A 15,082-nucleotide genomic window follows, 5' to 3' on the forward strand; every position below is an offset into this window, starting at 1 on the left:
CTTCAGATTCCAATTTGGAACACGTAAAGTCGGCACCCCGCCTGCAGAGCCACGCGCTCTTTAAGTTGCTCTTGCGCTCATGTGCAGCGTTGCCCTGCCTTCCACTGTCTTTGCCAGACCATTTATGACTTCTTCGGATTCTCTAACGCCGCCAGCCCGTGTTGGGCGAGGCGGCCTTGTCGTGTTCATCCTGCTTGCCGCGGCCATGATCGTGCTAGGTGCGGCCCTGCTGTTTGCCGGCGTGCGCCTGCTGGCCGTGGGAGGCTCTTTCGTCTATGCCTTGACCGGAGTCCTGCTCATGGCTTCAGGTGTTCTACATCTGCAGCGAAAGCAATTGGGCTTCTGGCTTTTTGCCTTGCTTTCGGTGGCGACTTATGTATGGTCGATCTGGGAGTCGGGCAGCAACGGCTGGGCCTACATCCCGCGTCTGGCCTGGCTGATAGCAGTCAGCTTCCTGTGGCTGGCATGCTGGTCTGTAGTGCTGCGTATGCTGCCCAACATACGTCCACGCACATATGCTGCCGTGCATGGGGCCTTGCCTCTGGTCATGTTGCTGACCATTCTTGTGCCCATCCAGTTTCCCTCCGCAGTGCAGCTGGCCGACACAAGTTTGGCTCAACAACGCCCGGCCGCACCCTTCAGCCGTTCCCAAATGACCTCGCCCGACGGCAACATCGCTGCAAGCCATGACGAGACCAATTGGACAGCCTATGCCGGCTCCAATATGGGGAACCACTATTCCGCAGCAGCTCAGATCACGCCGACCAACATCGGCCAGCTGGAAAAAGTCTGGGAGTACCACCATGGTGACGTCAAGCCCGCAGGCAGCAAGGTCGCTTACCTGAATGAGTCCACGCCGCTCAAGATTGGGGATTTGCTCTACACCTGCACTCCTACGCAGGTAATTGTGGCGGTGGAAGCCACTACGGGTAAGGAGCGTTGGCGTTTCGATTCCAAGGTGGATCCGGTTTACCTGAAGGGTGGCGGCGCTAATTGCCGTGGTGTTGCTTATTTTGAGGTACCTGGCGCACAGCCGGACTCAGCTTGCGCGCGGCGCGTGATCTGGGGCACAACCGACGTGCGCTTGGGGGCGGTAGACGCCACCACGGGCCAGCCTTGCGAAAGTTTCGGCCAGGGGGGATTTGTGGATCTCAAACAAGGCTTGGGCAAATTCCGCCCAGGATCAACGGCCATCACCTCTGCGCCCACCATTATTCGCGGCACCATCGTCACAGGAGGGCAAGTCATCGACTCTGATGTGCGCCCAGCTCCGTCAGGTGTAGTGCGCGGCTATGACGCAATCACTGGTCAGCAGCGTTGGGCGTGGGATTTGGGCCGCCCGGGCGTGAACACACCTGCGCCGGCAGGTGAGACCTATACGCTGAGCACACCCAACTCCTGGGCTCCGCTGTCTGCGGACGACGAATTGGGTCTGGTCTATGTGACCACGGGTAATGCGGCCGGCGACTTCTACGGCGGCACCCGCACTGAGCAGGAGGGCAAGTACAGCTCTGCCCTGGTTGCGCTGGATGCGTCCACTGGCCAGCCGCGCTGGCATTTTCAAACCGTGCACCACGACGTCTGGGATTACGACCTCAGTCCACAGCCCAACCTCGTGGATTTCCCCACGCCCGACGGCGTACGCCCGGCTGTGATCCAAGCCACCAAGTCGGCACAGATCTTTGTGTTGGATCGCGTCACCGGTCAGCCTCTGGTGCCCGTGACCGAAGTGCCCGTGCCTCAGACCGATGTCCCAGGGGAGCGCACAGCCGCTACCCAGCCCATGTCACTGGATATGCCCAATACCATGGGCCGCCCGGGCAAGGCACATGAGCTCCTGACCGAAGCCAGCACCTGGGGGCTGACGCCGTTTGACCACATCCAGTGCCGCATCGACTTCCGTCAGGCCCACTATGAAGGCCAGTGGACGCCTGCGCGTGTAGACCAGCAAACGCTGGTCTACCCGGGCCACCATGGTGGTCTGAACTGGGGCGGGGTCATGGTGGATCTGCAACGTGGCCTGCTGCTTTTGAACAACCAGCGTCTGCCTTATATGCAAAGCCTGGTATCGCGCGAAAAGCTCGATGCTATGGGGGCGAAGTCTTTCCAGCAGGCCCCAGGTAAAAGTAAGGGCTTCCGTGTACAGGAAGGCCAGGCTTACGGCGCCTCCAAAGGTCCGTGGATGTCGTCGCTGAACCAGCCCTGCATCGCGCCACCCTGGGGTTTCCTGTCGGCCATCGACCTGCGCACGCGTGAAGTGGTCTGGAGTCGCCCTTTCGGTACTGGCTACGACAGCGGCCCTTGGGGGATTCCTTCGCGCACCAAGTGGGAGATCGGTACACCCAGCGATGGCACTGGCGTGACCACTGCTGGCGGTGTCACCATCATCGGTGCAGCCCTGGACCAGTTTATCCGTGGCTACAACAGCGAGACTGGCGAGCTGCTTTGGGAACAGCGTTTGCCCGCAGGCAATCAGGCATCACCCCTGACCTTCATGGCTAATGGACGTCAGTACGTGGTAGCCGTGGTGGGCGGACATGAACGTATCCCAACAAAGCTGGGTGACAGCATCATTGCTTGGGCTCTGCCGCAGAAATAACTGAATCCACGGACGACAGGATCTGCACAGAAAAAGCCACCTTGGGTGGCTTTTTTGTGTCCCGATGACCCTGGTGCCGCTTCTTCATGCACCACGCCTGGGCTCGATACATCGGGTTTATCAACGAGCCAGGCGGGTTCACCATGCCAGGGCGTTCGGAAACCTGTCCTGGCTTGTGATCTCCGTACTCCGATACGGCCCGCGTTTTCGCAGGCTCGACAGCGCGTCAGGTTGAGGCGACTTGGTTTAGCCAGGCTGTGTTGAGGGAATCCAGAGCCAGATGGTCGAACGCATCCTGCGCGAGACTGGGGCATCTGCGGCCATGGCGCACAGCATGAGTGCGGTGCACCTTGTGAAGGCCTACTTCACCTGAACTGCTTGGCAAGGTGCGCAGCGGCCTTTCTCAGCTGTCACGCTCCGGTCATGCCGTGCAGCGGTGTTTCAGGCGCCGCAGCGCTTCCGCTTTCGACACCAGCGCCTGCTGCCCGGCCTTCGATGCCGGCATGTGCCCGACATGTGCGGCTTCGATCGGCACGCGGCAGACTAGGTTATCGAGACAACTGCAGGAGCTTGGAGGATTGGCTGGAATCCTCTGTGGACAGCGTGAACCGGCTCACCGCATCGGACAAGTGGTGGGCCTGTTCGTTGAGCACGCCCGAGGCGGCCGTGGACTGCTCGACCAGGGCAGCGTTTTGCTGGGTGGATCTATCCATTTCTGCCACGGCCTGGTTGATCTGATCAATGCCCGTGCTCTGCTCTGCCATGGAGCCGTGGATCTCATTGATGATGCGGGCCACCCGCTGGATGCTGTCCACAATCTCTCCCATGGTGGCGCCCGAGGCGCGCACGCGCTCCGTGCCTGTGCGTACGCTGGCTCCCGAGGCGTCAATCAGGGCCTTGATCTCCTTGGCGGCGGTGGCACTGCGGTGGGCGAGAGAGCGAACCTCGCTGGCGACCACGGCAAAACCGCGGCCCTGCTCGCCCGCGCGGGCGGCCTCGACGGCGGCGTTGAGTGCCAGGATATTGGTCTGGAAGGCAATGGCATCGATCACGTTGATGATTTCGCCAATGCGGGTCGAGGACTGGGCGATCTCATCCATGGTGGCGACCGCACTGCTCACGGTGGCACCGCCACGGTTGGCCGATTCACTGGCGGCATCGGCCAGGCGCGTGGCCTGCGCTGCGGCGTCGGCCGACTGACGCACATGGACCGTGAGCTGGGAGAGGGCGGCCGAGGTTTCCTGCAGGCTGCTGGCCGAGTCCTCGGTGCGGGTGGACAGGTCCACATTGCCGGCCTTGATCTCGTCGGTAGCCGTGGTCATGGAGTCCACGCGATTGCGCACGTCCTGCAGCACGACACCGATCTGCTGCACAAAGCTGTTGAAGGCCACAGCAATCTGTGCCACCTCGTCCCGGCCGATCACGGGCAGGCGCTGGGTAAGGTCTCCGCCGCCCGAACCGATCCGGTTCATGGCGTCGCGCACCTGAGACAGGCGGCGGAAGGATGTCGCCGTGAGCGCGGCAGCCACCGCGGCGGCCACCAGGGCCAGGATCACGATGGCGGCGATCAGTGTATGCAACAGGCTGGACAGACCGGCCGTGGCTTCCGCTTCGTCCAGGGCAACCACCAGCAGCCAGTCGGTTCCAGCCACCGTCTGGGCCTTGAGCAACTGGGGGCGGCCGCCCAGGTCCAACCGCATGGGAGCCTGGGCGCTGGCCAGCGCAGCCAGCGCTGCAGGCGTCAGCTCGGTAGAGAGCGAGGTGGCAGGCTTGAGCGCGTACTCCGCGTTGGCATGCGCCAAGATCAGGCCTTCGGTATTGACCACCCAGCCGCTGCTGCTGGGCGTGGGGCGGATGGCTGCCACTACGGCGCGTACGCCATCCAGGGGCACGGCGCCGCTGAGCACGCCGCGCACACCGGCGGCCTGCAAGGGCGCCACAAAGGCCACATAGGGTATGCCGGTGCTGGAGTCGCCATAAGGCTTGGTCACCGTCAGCTTGCCGGCCTGTACGGCGGCCTTGTACCAGGGCCGGGCTGTAGGGTCGTAGTCAGCGGCGGTCTGGGTGGTGGACTTGAAGCTCTTGTCTTCCCAGCCCACGGTGGTGATGGGGAAACCGCTGGCCTGGCCCATGTGGGCCGCCAGGTCGCGCGGGTCACCGTGTTCGATGGCAGCTGCGGCGGCGGTCACGGCTTGCGCCTTGGCGGCCACCCACTGGTCGACAGCCATGGTGTTGCCCGCCGTGATGGCATTGAGGTCCTGCGCCAGCGTCTGGAAACTGCTGGTGCGGGCGATGGTGTAGCTGGCAGCACCGGTGATCGCCAGTGCGCCCACCACGGTGGCCGTGCTGATGGCCAGGATTTTTGAACGAAGGGTATGGAACATACGGAATCCGAGGCACTCAACAGGGGGTGAAACAAGATGCACAACTACCCTTGTTCTCGGAAATGCACGAGAAAACTTGAGAGATGTGAAAAATGAAATCTTTTTCATATCTCTGGCGGCACTTGTCGTGGTGAACGTGACAGCGGTCGGCGTCTCGCGGTCCCATGTTGTTGCGTCCCATCAGGTCCGTTGCGGCCCGGCTTGCTTTGCCGGTGTCGCGTGTTGTGTGCACCACCTGTGCCCGGGCCGGGCCATTGGGCGAGAAGCGCCCCGGTGCGCTGGGATGGGTCTTATTTTCAGAACTGGCGTTGCTGCCAACGCGGTGGAAGGGAGCCATGGTCATGCCCTGCCGCTCTTGCTGGGCAGTGCTGGCCGCCATGGTCTTTCCAGCGCAGGCAGGAGCCGCTGCTGGAACGGTCGCCTGGTTCGGTTACCGGATGCCGCAGACCACGGGCCACGGGCCGCGCCGCGTGGCGGCCAGCGTCGTCAGCGCACCGGGTAGGGAACTCCCAGCTTCCAGCGGGACTGCCAATGCTGGAGGTACTGCTGGGTCACTTCCGGCATGCCGCGAATCACCACCACGTTTTCCGAGTTGGCGGTCTCGGCCGACGGGGCGTAGTTGAAGGAACCGGTTTCCACGGCATCACCGTCCACGATCATGGCCTTGTCGTGGTGGATGTGAAAGCGGTCGTTGGTGCGCAGTTCAATGCCGTTGCGCACCACCAGATCCATTGCGGCCTGGCTGGCTTTGCCGGTGTTGCGTTTCTTGTCCACCACGATGCGCACCAGCACGCCGCGTTGCCGGGCATCGACCAGGGCCTGGGCTATGTCCAGCGCCTGGAAGGCATAGGCGAGGATCTGGATGCTGGTCCGGGCGCTGGTGATGGTGTCCAGCACCAGTTGCCGGGCCGACCCTTCGGGTGAGAAGCCCGCCTGTACGCTGGGCGCGGCGCTGGAGAGCATGGGCAGTCCCAGCAGGGCTGCCAGAGCGATGGCGGGGATGGGGTTCCGGTTCATGTGGGCGAGCCTCTGCGCAGCAATGGTGGATGTGGACTGGTGATCCTGATGGCAGGGAGTAGAACGCAGAAACCGGAAACCGGCCACCATGATGGTGGCGCGGTGCTACTTGTGCATGACCGCGGCCATTTCTTGTTGCTTGAGCTTCATCGCCATGGCGCTCAGAAAGACCCTGAACAGCAGGCCGCACACCAGGGCGGCGATCGTGATGGTGAAGAAGATCGACACGATGAGGTCGACGGCCAGCATGTTGCTGTGTATCAGGCGGGGCTGGTAGAGCAGCACGGCTGCGATGACGACCCAGTGGCTCATACAATAAAAGCAGGTGAACAGATAGCCCACCATGTGGCCCAGCTTCTGGCTCCAGGAACGCAGTGGTGCAAACAGCTCCGTCATGGTGACGGTGTAGGAAATGCTGGCGGCAGCTACCGCGATGACCACGCACATCCACAGCGCTGCGGCACTGTGGGCCCAAATGATTTCCATGAAGCGTGCTGGCGCAATTCGCGGACATTGCCAAGACGCTGGGCAACCCGCAGCGGCTGGCGCTGTTGGAGCAGCTGTCACAGGCGGAGATGGCGGTGGAGCGGCTGGCGGAGCTTGCGCAACTGAGCGTTGCCAATGCTTCGCAGCACCTGCAGACGCTCAAGCGCGGCGGTTTTGTGACGGCACGCAGGCAGGGCAAGCAGATGCTCTACCGACTGGGCGCAGGCCCGTTGACCGAAGTGCTGGCGGCCTTGCGCAACTATGCGGAGTTTCAGCGCAGAGCGCTGCAGCAGACGCTGGCGCTGGATTTCCAGTCGCTCAAGCTGGAGGCCATCACGGTGGCCGAGCTGCGCCGCAGAATGGCAGAGCAGAGCATTACGCTGGTGGATGTGCGGTCCGAGGCCGAGTTTGCGCAAGCCCATATCCCGGGCTCGGTGAACATTCCCATTGCCAAGCTGCAGTCACGGATGCGGAAATTGCCCAAGACGGACATCGTGGCCTACTGCCGCGATCCCTACTGCATCTCGTCCACGCAGGCGGTGGAGCTGCTGGTCAGCCACGGCTACCAGGCCCAGCGCTTGGTGGGGGGGCGTGCCGGAATGGGAGCAGGCCGGAATGGTCAGCGAGAAGGGCGGGGCCTGAGCCCGCGCACTATCCCTTTGCGCCAGGGGCGTCTGCGGGAGGGAAGCCCATGGCGAGCCGCTTTCGTCGCTGGCGCCAAGCCTTCAGCGGCGCGGAGCAACTGGTAGGCTGCTCCGTTGCCTGTGGCTCACTGCTCCTTGGCGGGCTTGCGCATCAGCTTGGATGCCCGAACAGAACGACGCCTACGCAGAACAGCGATGTGCCGGGCAGCCACAGCCCAGGACGGTCGCCTGCAATGCCGGCTGCCAGCATGCCTATGCCAGCACCTGCGGCGAGGGTCGAGAATCGGGTGAGAATTTTCATGGCTTGATCTGCGTGGTTGGGTTGGCACACCCTGTGGCGGCCAGATGGCTGGAGCCGGCTGTGTGCGAGAGGGCGGTGTCGTTGCTTGCTGTAGGGCCTGTTCCTGCTGGCTGGCGTACTTCCGATGGTGCAGCAAACGATGGGGCCGGGCGGCGAAATCTGCTGCTGCCTGCGGGCGACGCTCTTGTTGGGATGGCACTTTTTGCACTGGTGCGCGCTGCCGAGGGCCATGTGGAGCGAAGATGGGTGGCGCGGGCTGATGCTGGTTGTGAGAGGGCGCGGGACAACGAGAAAAGCCCCAGCTACTTGCGTAACTGGGGCTTGGGGTTCAATGTGGCGGAGCAGGCGGGATTCGAACCCGCGGTGGGCTATTAACCCACACACGCTTTCCAGGCGTGCGACTTAAACCACTCATCCACCGCTCCACATTGATAACCGGCGTTGTTTCCCTGGAGGGAAACAAAAAACCAAGCTCTACTGGCAGCTTGGTTTTGAAAATTCATTTGGCGGAGCAGGCGGGATTCGAACCCGCGGTGGGCTATTAACCCACACACGCTTTCCAGGCGTGCGACTTAAACCACTCATCCACCGCTCCGTGTGATGAAGCCGCAATTCTAGCCTGAAATTCCGCCGCTCCCGGCGAAGTGCCTGTTTTTTTGTGCAGGCACGCGGGAGCGGGGTCGCAAATCAGACGCTCTTGCCGACCTGCACCATCTTCATGGCGGAGGTGATCAGGCCCGAGACTTCGGTCATGTTGCTGGGCACCACCAGGGTGGTGTTGGAGTCCGCTGCCACCTGGCTGTAGGCTTCCACGGCCTTTTCTGCCACCTTCAGCTGCACGGCCTGTTCGCCGCCCGGCTGGCGGATGGCAGTGGCCACGCGTTCGATGGCGGTGGCAGTGGCTTCGGCCACGGCCTTGATGGATTCGGCCTCACCCTGGGCCTTGTTGATGACGGCCTGCTTTTCACCTTCGGAGCGTGCAATGAAGGCTTCGCGTTCGCCGGTGGCGATGTTGATCTGTTCCTGGCGGCGGCCTTCGGAGGCAGCGATCAGCGCGCGCTTTTCGCGTTCGGCGGTGATCTGGGCCTGCATGGAGCGCAGGATTTCAGCGGGCGGCGTCAGATCCTTGATCTCGTAGCGCAGCACCTTCACGCCCCAGTTCAACGCAGCCTCGTCGATGGCGGACACCACTTGGGCGTTGATCATGTCGCGCTCTTCAAAGGTCTTGTCCAGTTCCAGCTTGCCGATCACGCTGCGCAGCGAGGTCTGTGCCAGCTGGGTTACGGCCATGATGTAGTTGGACGATCCGTAGCTGGCACGCATGGGGTCGGTCACCTGGAAGTACAGGATGCCGTCGACCTGCAACTGGGTGTTGTCGCGCGTGATACAGACCTGGCTGGGCACATCCAGCGGGATTTCCTTGAGGCTGTGCTTGTAAGCCACGCGGTCGACAAAGGGCACCAGAAAGTTCAGGCCGGGCGTGAGGGTGCCGGCGTACTTGCCCAGGCGCTCCTTGACCCAGGCGTGCTGCTGGGGGACGACCTTGACGGATTGCGCCACAAAGATGATGGCGATGACGAACAGGACGATGGCAATTTCCATGGATGCTCCTTCAGCATGAAAGGGGAGTTGCAAAAAAGTGGGCTGCCCGCGCTGCAGCAGCGCTGGATGGGCAGCCAATAGGGATCAGGATATCGAGGGCAAGAGGTCTGTAAGCGGCAAGCCTGGATCAGGCCTTGTCCACCACCAGGCGGTTGCCTTGCAGCTCGACCACGCGGTATTGGCCGGGTGCCGGCATGGAGCCGGCGCGCAGAACGGCTGTCCATTGTGCGCCGCGGTAGGCGACACGGGCCGTGCCATCGGCTTCCCATTGGTTGACGGTGACGGTTTCACCTATGTCCAGGTTCATGGCCGGATCGGCCGAAGCCGGCAGACCAGAGCTGCGGACGCGGCGGATGCGGCGCGCCACCAGCACGCACAGCACGCCCACCACGGCGGCCACCACGATTTGCAGTGGCATGCCCAGACCCAGGTGGGCCGATACCGCGCCGGCTGCCAGGCCCAGGCAGATCATCAGCAGATAAATGGTGCCCGTCAGCAGTTCGGCCACTACGGCCATGCCCGCCAGAATCCACCACCAGGTGCTTGCCTCCATTGTCTGCAGTCCTTTCGGCGCCGTCGTGCGGCGCAGTATGTTGGTAACAAAACCCCGTTTTGCCATGAATTGCGGGCAAACCGCAGGGAATGCCCTCGATATTACTTACACTTCGCGCCTGTTTCGTTATTTATGAGGCCCGGTTGCACGGGGCTGCGCATGAAATTTCGTTTTCCCATCGTCATCATCGACGAGGACTATCGTTCCGAGAACACCTCGGGTCTGGGTATCCGCGCCCTGGCGCATGCGATCGAGGAAGAGGGCTTCGAGGTGCTGGGCGTTACCAGCTACGGCGACCTGAGCCAGTTCGCGCAGCAGCAAAGCCGGGCCAGCGCCTTCATTCTGTCGATCGACGATGAAGAGTTCACGCTGGGCAGCGACAAAGACCCCATCATTCACAGCCTGCGCAACTTCATCGGTGAAGTGCGCCGCAAGAACGAAGAGGTGCCGATTTACATCTACGGCGAGACCAAGACCAGCCGCCACCTGCCCAACGACATCCTGCGCGAGCTGCACGGCTTCATCCATATGTTCGAGGACACCCCCGAATTCGTGGCCAAGCACATCATCCGCGAAGCCAAGAGCTACCTGGAAAGCGTGCAGCCCCCGTTCTTCAAGGCACTGCTGGACTACGCAGAAGACGGTTCGTACAGCTGGCACTGCCCCGGTCACTCGGGTGGCGTGGCGTTCCTGAAGAGCCCCGTGGGCCAGATGTACCACCAGTTTTACGGTGAGAACATGCTGCGCGCCGACGTCTGCAATGCCGTGGAAGAGCTGGGCCAGCTGCTGGACCACAACGGCGCCATCGGCGAGTCCGAGCGCAATGCCGCGCGCATCTTCAATGCCGATCATTGCTACTTCGTGACCAACGGCACGTCGACTTCCAACAAGATCGTCTGGCACCACACCGTGGCCCCCGGCGATGTGGTGGTGGTGGACCGCAACTGCCACAAGTCCATCCTGCACTCCATCATCATGACGGGTGCGATTCCGGTGTTCCTGAAGCCCACGCGCAACCACTTCGGCATCATTGGGCCGATCCCGCAGAGCGAGTTCAGCGTGGAGTCGATCCAGGCCAAGATTGCGGCCAACCCGCTGCTCAAGGGCGTGGATGCCAAGGCCGTCAAGCCGCGCGTGTTGACCTTGACGCAGTCCACCTACGACGGCGTGCTGTACAACACCGAAACCATCAAGGGCATGCTGGACGGCTATGTGGCCAACCTGCATTTCGACGAAGCCTGGCTGCCCCACGCCGCTTTCCATCCCTTCTATGGCAGCTACCACGCCATGGGCAAGAAGCGTGCGCGTCCCAAGCATTCCGTGGTGTATGCCACCCAGTCCATCCACAAGCTGCTGGCCGGTATCAGCCAGGCATCGCATGTGCTGGTGCAGGACAGTCAGACCGAAAAGCTGGACCACCCGCTGTTCAACGAGGCGTACCTGATGCACACCTCGACCAGCCCGCAGTACAGCATCATCGCCAGCTGCGACGTGGCGGCCGCCATGATGGAGCCGCCCGGAGGCACTGCGCTGGTGGAAGAGTCCATCCTGGAAGCGCTGGACTTCCGCCGTGCCATGCGCAAGGTGGACGACGAGTTCGGTGACGACGACTGGTGGTTCGAAGTCTGGGGCCCAGAAGCCCTGGCCGAAGAAGGCGTGGGCTCGGCCCAGGACTGGATCATCCGTGGCCCCGATGCCTCGCGCAAGCACAAGGCCAAGGGCAAGAGCGGCAAGGAATTCGACAACTGGCACGGCTTTGGCGACCTGGCTGACGGCTTCAACATGCTGGACCCGATCAAGTCCACCATCGTCACGCCGGGCCTGGATCTGGATGGCGACTTTGCCGACACCGGCATTCCCGCGTCCATCGTCACCAAGTACCTGGCCGAGCACGGCGTGGTGGTGGAAAAGACCGGCCTGTATTCCTTCTTCATCATGTTCACCATCGGCATTACCAAGGGCCGCTGGAACACCATGCTGACTGCGCTGCAGCAGTTCAAGGACGATTACGACCGCAACCAGCCGCTGGCGCGCATCCTGCCCGAGTTCGTGCAGCAGCACCGCCGCTACGAGCGCATGGGTCTGAAGGATCTGTGCCAGCACGTGCACGAGCTGTACGCCAAGTACGACATCGCCCGCCTGACGACGGAGATGTACCTGTCCGATCTGAAGCCGGCAATGAAACCTTCGGATGCCTACGCCCACATTGCCCAGCGCAAGACCGAGCGTGTGGAGATCGATCACCTGGTGGGCCGCACCACTGTGGGTCTGGTCACGCCGTACCCGCCCGGCATTCCGCTGTTGATTCCCGGAGAAGTCTTTAACAAGAAGATCGTGGATTACCTGGTGTTCGCCCGCGAATTTGCCAAGGAATGCCCGGGCTTCGAGACCGATATCCACGGTCTGGTGGAACTGGAAGACGAGAACGGCAACATCCGCTACTACGCCGACTGCGTGGCAGAACCCGCAGCCAAGCCGGCGGCCGCGCCGCGCAGCCGCACGGCCAGTGCCAAACCGGCGGCCAAGCCTCCCGTGAAGGCGGCTGTGGTCAAGAAGGTGGCAGCCAAGCCAGCGGCCAAGCCCTCCGCCAAGAAGCCTGCCGCAGCGGCGAAGAAGCCCGCTGTGAAGACCGCCAAGGCAACGAAGGCATGAGCTTCAGGTGCCGTGCTCAGGGTATGCCCTGACAGGCCGATAGCTGCTATCGCCAAGCCCGCTCCGCAAGGTGCGGGCTTTTTTCATGTGCGGGTCATGGCCCAGCGGTTGTGGCGCCCGACTGCTGTGCGAGGTTGGCGCACCCGCAGTGCCAGGCCGCGCGCAATGACTGCTCCCATGCGGGCACCGAAAGCACCCGCATCTCAGGCCCGCGTAAAGCGGCGCACGGCCGAGAAATACCAGGCGTCGGGCAGGCAGCGCAGCAAGCGCATCCAGCGCGTGAAGCGGCGCGGAAAATTCATCTCGAAGCGCCCCTGTGCCCAGCCGTGCAGCATGTGCCGGGCGGCCTCGTCGGCGCTGATCAGGGCCGGCATGCTGAAGCGGTTCTGGGCCGTCAGCGGCGTATCGACAAAGCCGGGGTTGATGATGGATACGCCCAGTCCCAGGTCGTGCAGATCCAGATAAAGGTTCTCTGCCAGATTGTTGAGCGCCGCTTTGGTCGGGCCGTAGGCCAGGGACATGGGCAGCCCGCGGTAGCCGGCCACCGATCCGACCAGGGCCAGATGGCCCTGTCCTGTCGCCAGCAGCATGGGCAGCACGGCATCGAGCAGGTGTAGCGCCCCGCCATAGTTCACGGCGAGGTGGCGCTGCATCTCGGGCAGGTCGAAGGCCGTGGCGCGCTGGGGCAGGTAGTGGCCTGCGCAGTAGAGCACCAGATCGGGCGCCTTGCCCGCATGGACCTGCACGGCCTGAGCGGCTGCGGCCACGGCGGGGGCATCGGTCACGTCCAGCGGCAGGGCCAGGCAGCCCGGATGGCCCTGCACGAAGTCCTGAAGCGCATCGCCCTGCCGCGCAGAGACGATCACGCCTGCTCCCTGTTTGTACAGTGCTTCGGCCGTGGCCCGGCCTATGCCTGAAGAGGCTCCCAGAATCCATGCAGTGCGGCCCTGCCAGTCGCGCAGCGGTGGGTTCAGACGGAGGGAGAACAGTGGCATGGCAGTCACTCCTTTGTGATGGCCAGCGTCACATCACCCAGGTGCAGGCCGAACTTGCTCATGGCGGTCCGATTGAGCAGGGTGCGCCCGTCCATCAGGTACATCCAGTCGTCCATGCGGACGTTCCAGACCCGACCGTCCACGGGCAAGGCCAGCACATAGCTCCAGCGGATAGCATTGCCTGCACTCTGGCCCTGTGCCTCGCCCACCACGTCGTCGGCCCGGCCGCTGTAGCGTCCGTTGCCCAGGTGGCGGAGATGCCAGGTTCGCTGCTGCGTGCTGCCATCGCTGTAGACGAAGTGTTCTTCCAGCGTGCCTTCGTCGCCATTCCACCGGCCTGTCATGCGCACGGTGAAGCGCTTGACCACCTTGTCCGAGCGGTCCGTGAACATGCCATGCGCTGTCAGCGGTCCGTTGAAGTACTGGCGCAGATCCAACTGCGGTTGCTCCTTGGCGTAGTCCTGTACCGAAGGCCCGGCACAGCCTGCCACAGACAGTGCCAATGCTGCCCCCAGGTAGATGCGCCGCAGTGGCGAAAACGAAATGGAGTGGGAGATGTGGCTCATGTGTGCCTCCAGGAAGAATGCAGTTGCTCGGCGCGCCAGAGCAGCGCCGCCGCTGCCAGCTTGAGCAGGCAGGGCAGCCCGCCATAGGCCCAGGCCAGTGCCTGCAGGCCGTTCGGATCGGTGCCGCCGCTGCGGTAGCCCGCCAGTGACAGCAGCGGCAAAGCCAGGCCTGCCGCCAGGGCGAGGTTGAGTTTGGTGGCGCAGGTCCACCAGCCCAGGTAGCGGCCTTCACCCCGACCGCCTTCACCGGAGTTGTGGATCACGCCCGTGAGCAGGGCGCCTGGCAAGGCCAGGTCTGCTCCCAGGACCAACCCGCTGGCCAGGCAGATCGCTGCGAAGGCCATGCCATCGCCAGCTCCCAGCCAGGGCGTGCAACCAAAGACCAGCACGCTGGCCAGCATGCCCGCGCGCCAGCTGGGCGCCAGACCCCAGCGGGAGACAGCCTTCACCCACAGCGGCAGGCCCATAGCCGCCGCGCCGAAAAAGCACAACAGCAGTACCGGCTGCAATGCGGGTGACTGCAACCTGTCGGCCACGAAAAAGGGCAGCAAGGTGGCTGGGATGGCGGCGGCTACCCCGTTGAGCATGAAGATGGACAGCAGCCTGCGAAAGCCGGCATCCGCCCACGGTGAAGCGGCAGGGCCGTCGGCGGGCTGTTGTTGCGCCACGGGCGCCTGCAGCCGGTACAGCCCGGTCAGGCCCAGCACCAGGCCCAGGGCCAGCACGGCAGTGGTCGCATCCAGTCCCAGCCAGGAAGGCAGCACACTGGCCAGCAGCACGCCCACCAGGGTGGCTCCCTCACGCCAGGCGGTGACGCGTGCACGCCATGCGGGGGCTCCGCCCCAGCGGGTGCCCCACGCCTGGTGGAGGATGGTGAGGAAGCTATAGGCCAGCGTGCACACCAGCAGGCTGCAGGCCAGCCATCCCAGCAGCCCCACCTGTGTTTGCGCACCGAACGGCGGACGCCAGAGGGCCCCGAAGCCCAGCACCATCAGCAGGCCTGCCAGCGCGGCCGCAGCTGCGGCGCTGGCCGTGCCCCGGCGCAGCAGCCGGTCGGCCTGGCGGCCGATGGCGGGGTCGACCAGGGCATCCAATGCGCGCGTGGCCAGCAGCACGGCGCCCAGGCCGGCCAGCGGTGCACCTGCGACGCTGGCGTAGTGGTAGGGCAGGTTCACATACAGCGGCAGGGACACGAAGGCCAGCGGCGCCGCCAGGCCGCCATAGGCCAGCCCTGTGCGCCAGGGCAGTTGGGGGGCGGCGGCGGGGTGCGAATCCATGGCCTG

Annotated in this window: 13 protein-coding genes and 2 tRNA genes; 3 read left to right on the forward strand and 12 right to left on the reverse strand. The window is 63.6% G+C overall.

Annotated features, from left to right (window positions below):
- The first annotated feature begins 181 nt into the window (after positions 1–181).
- On the forward strand, positions 182–2,599 hold the full coding sequence (locus KW830_RS18295; RefSeq protein WP_218333975.1) for a membrane-bound PQQ-dependent dehydrogenase, glucose/quinate/shikimate family: 2,418 nt from the start codon (positions 182–184) through the stop codon (positions 2,597–2,599).
- A gap of 548 nt (positions 2,600–3,147) precedes the next feature.
- Here KW830_RS18295 and KW830_RS18300 read toward each other — a convergent pair.
- The 4 genes from KW830_RS18300 to KW830_RS18315 all read right to left on the reverse strand — a co-directional run bounded on the left by KW830_RS18300 (position 3,148) and on the right by KW830_RS18315 (position 6,486).
- Positions 3,148–4,983 carry a methyl-accepting chemotaxis protein gene (locus KW830_RS18300; RefSeq protein WP_218333976.1) on the reverse strand — a complete coding sequence of 612 codons (1,836 nt, stop codon included), beginning with the start codon at positions 4,981–4,983 and terminating at the stop codon, positions 3,148–3,150.
- Between the two features lie 16 nt (positions 4,984–4,999).
- Complete coding sequence (locus KW830_RS18305) at positions 5,000–5,362, reverse strand: hypothetical protein (RefSeq protein WP_218333977.1); 363 nt, start codon at positions 5,360–5,362, stop codon at positions 5,000–5,002.
- A 107-nt stretch (positions 5,363–5,469) separates the two neighbouring features.
- The gene (locus KW830_RS18310; protein ID WP_218333978.1) at positions 5,470–6,000 is read right to left on the reverse strand and encodes a phospholipase D family protein; all 531 of its coding nucleotides are present in this window, start codon (positions 5,998–6,000) and stop codon (positions 5,470–5,472) included.
- A 105-nt stretch (positions 6,001–6,105) separates the two neighbouring features.
- Positions 6,106–6,486, reverse strand: coding sequence for a DUF1360 domain-containing protein (locus tag KW830_RS18315; RefSeq protein ID WP_218333979.1), 381 nt, complete (start codon positions 6,484–6,486; stop codon positions 6,106–6,108).
- 5 nt (positions 6,487–6,491) lie between these two features.
- On the opposite strand from KW830_RS18315, the gene KW830_RS18320 reads away from it, so the two are divergent.
- Positions 6,492–7,235, forward strand: a complete 744-nt coding sequence (locus KW830_RS18320; protein WP_370626156.1) for an ArsR/SmtB family transcription factor — start codon at positions 6,492–6,494, stop codon at positions 7,233–7,235.
- Positions 7,236–7,281: 46 nt separating this feature from the next.
- Here KW830_RS18320 and KW830_RS18325 read toward each other — a convergent pair whose 3' ends face one another.
- The 5 genes from KW830_RS18325 to KW830_RS18345 form a co-directional block, all read right to left on the reverse strand.
- The gene (locus KW830_RS18325; RefSeq protein WP_172591826.1) at positions 7,282–7,431 is read right to left on the reverse strand and encodes a hypothetical protein; all 150 of its coding nucleotides are present in this window, start codon (positions 7,429–7,431) and stop codon (positions 7,282–7,284) included.
- A gap of 334 nt (positions 7,432–7,765) precedes the next feature.
- Positions 7,766–7,856: transfer RNA gene (locus KW830_RS18330), tRNA-Ser, on the reverse strand.
- A gap of 79 nt (positions 7,857–7,935) precedes the next feature.
- Positions 7,936–8,026: transfer RNA gene (locus KW830_RS18335), tRNA-Ser, on the reverse strand.
- Positions 8,027–8,118: 92 nt separating this feature from the next.
- Positions 8,119–9,033 carry an SPFH domain-containing protein gene (locus tag KW830_RS18340; RefSeq protein ID WP_066535114.1) on the reverse strand — a complete coding sequence of 305 codons (915 nt, stop codon included), beginning with the start codon at positions 9,031–9,033 and terminating at the stop codon, positions 8,119–8,121.
- A gap of 127 nt (positions 9,034–9,160) precedes the next feature.
- Positions 9,161–9,586, reverse strand: coding sequence for an NfeD family protein (locus tag KW830_RS18345; RefSeq protein ID WP_066535112.1), 426 nt, complete (start codon positions 9,584–9,586; stop codon positions 9,161–9,163).
- A gap of 159 nt (positions 9,587–9,745) precedes the next feature.
- Between KW830_RS18345 and KW830_RS18350 the strand changes: the two genes are divergently transcribed.
- Positions 9,746–12,238: an arginine/lysine/ornithine decarboxylase gene (locus tag KW830_RS18350; protein WP_218333980.1), complete on the forward strand. Its 2,493-nt coding sequence runs from the start codon at positions 9,746–9,748 to the stop codon at positions 12,236–12,238.
- 203 nt (positions 12,239–12,441) lie between these two features.
- On the opposite strand, the gene KW830_RS18355 is transcribed toward KW830_RS18350, so the two are convergent.
- The 3 genes from KW830_RS18355 to KW830_RS18365 are packed head-to-tail and all read right to left on the reverse strand — an operon-like array spanning position 12,442 to position 15,076.
- The gene (locus KW830_RS18355; RefSeq protein ID WP_218333981.1) at positions 12,442–13,233 is read right to left on the reverse strand and encodes an SDR family oxidoreductase; all 792 of its coding nucleotides are present in this window, start codon (positions 13,231–13,233) and stop codon (positions 12,442–12,444) included.
- A 5-nt stretch (positions 13,234–13,238) separates the two neighbouring features.
- Positions 13,239–13,799, reverse strand: coding sequence for a DUF3833 domain-containing protein (locus KW830_RS18360; RefSeq protein ID WP_218333982.1), 561 nt, complete (start codon positions 13,797–13,799; stop codon positions 13,239–13,241).
- A complete protein-coding gene (locus tag KW830_RS18365) occupies positions 13,796–15,076 on the reverse strand; it encodes an MFS transporter (protein WP_218333983.1) in 1,281 nt (426 codons plus the stop codon). The genes KW830_RS18360 and KW830_RS18365 overlap by 4 nt, the downstream gene beginning before the upstream one ends.
- Between the last annotated feature and the right edge of the window lie 6 nt (positions 15,077–15,082).

It is taken from the genome of Comamonas sp. CMM03, assembly GCF_019218715.1.
GTDB lineage: Bacteria > Pseudomonadota > Gammaproteobacteria > Burkholderiales > Burkholderiaceae_C > Comamonas > Comamonas terrigena.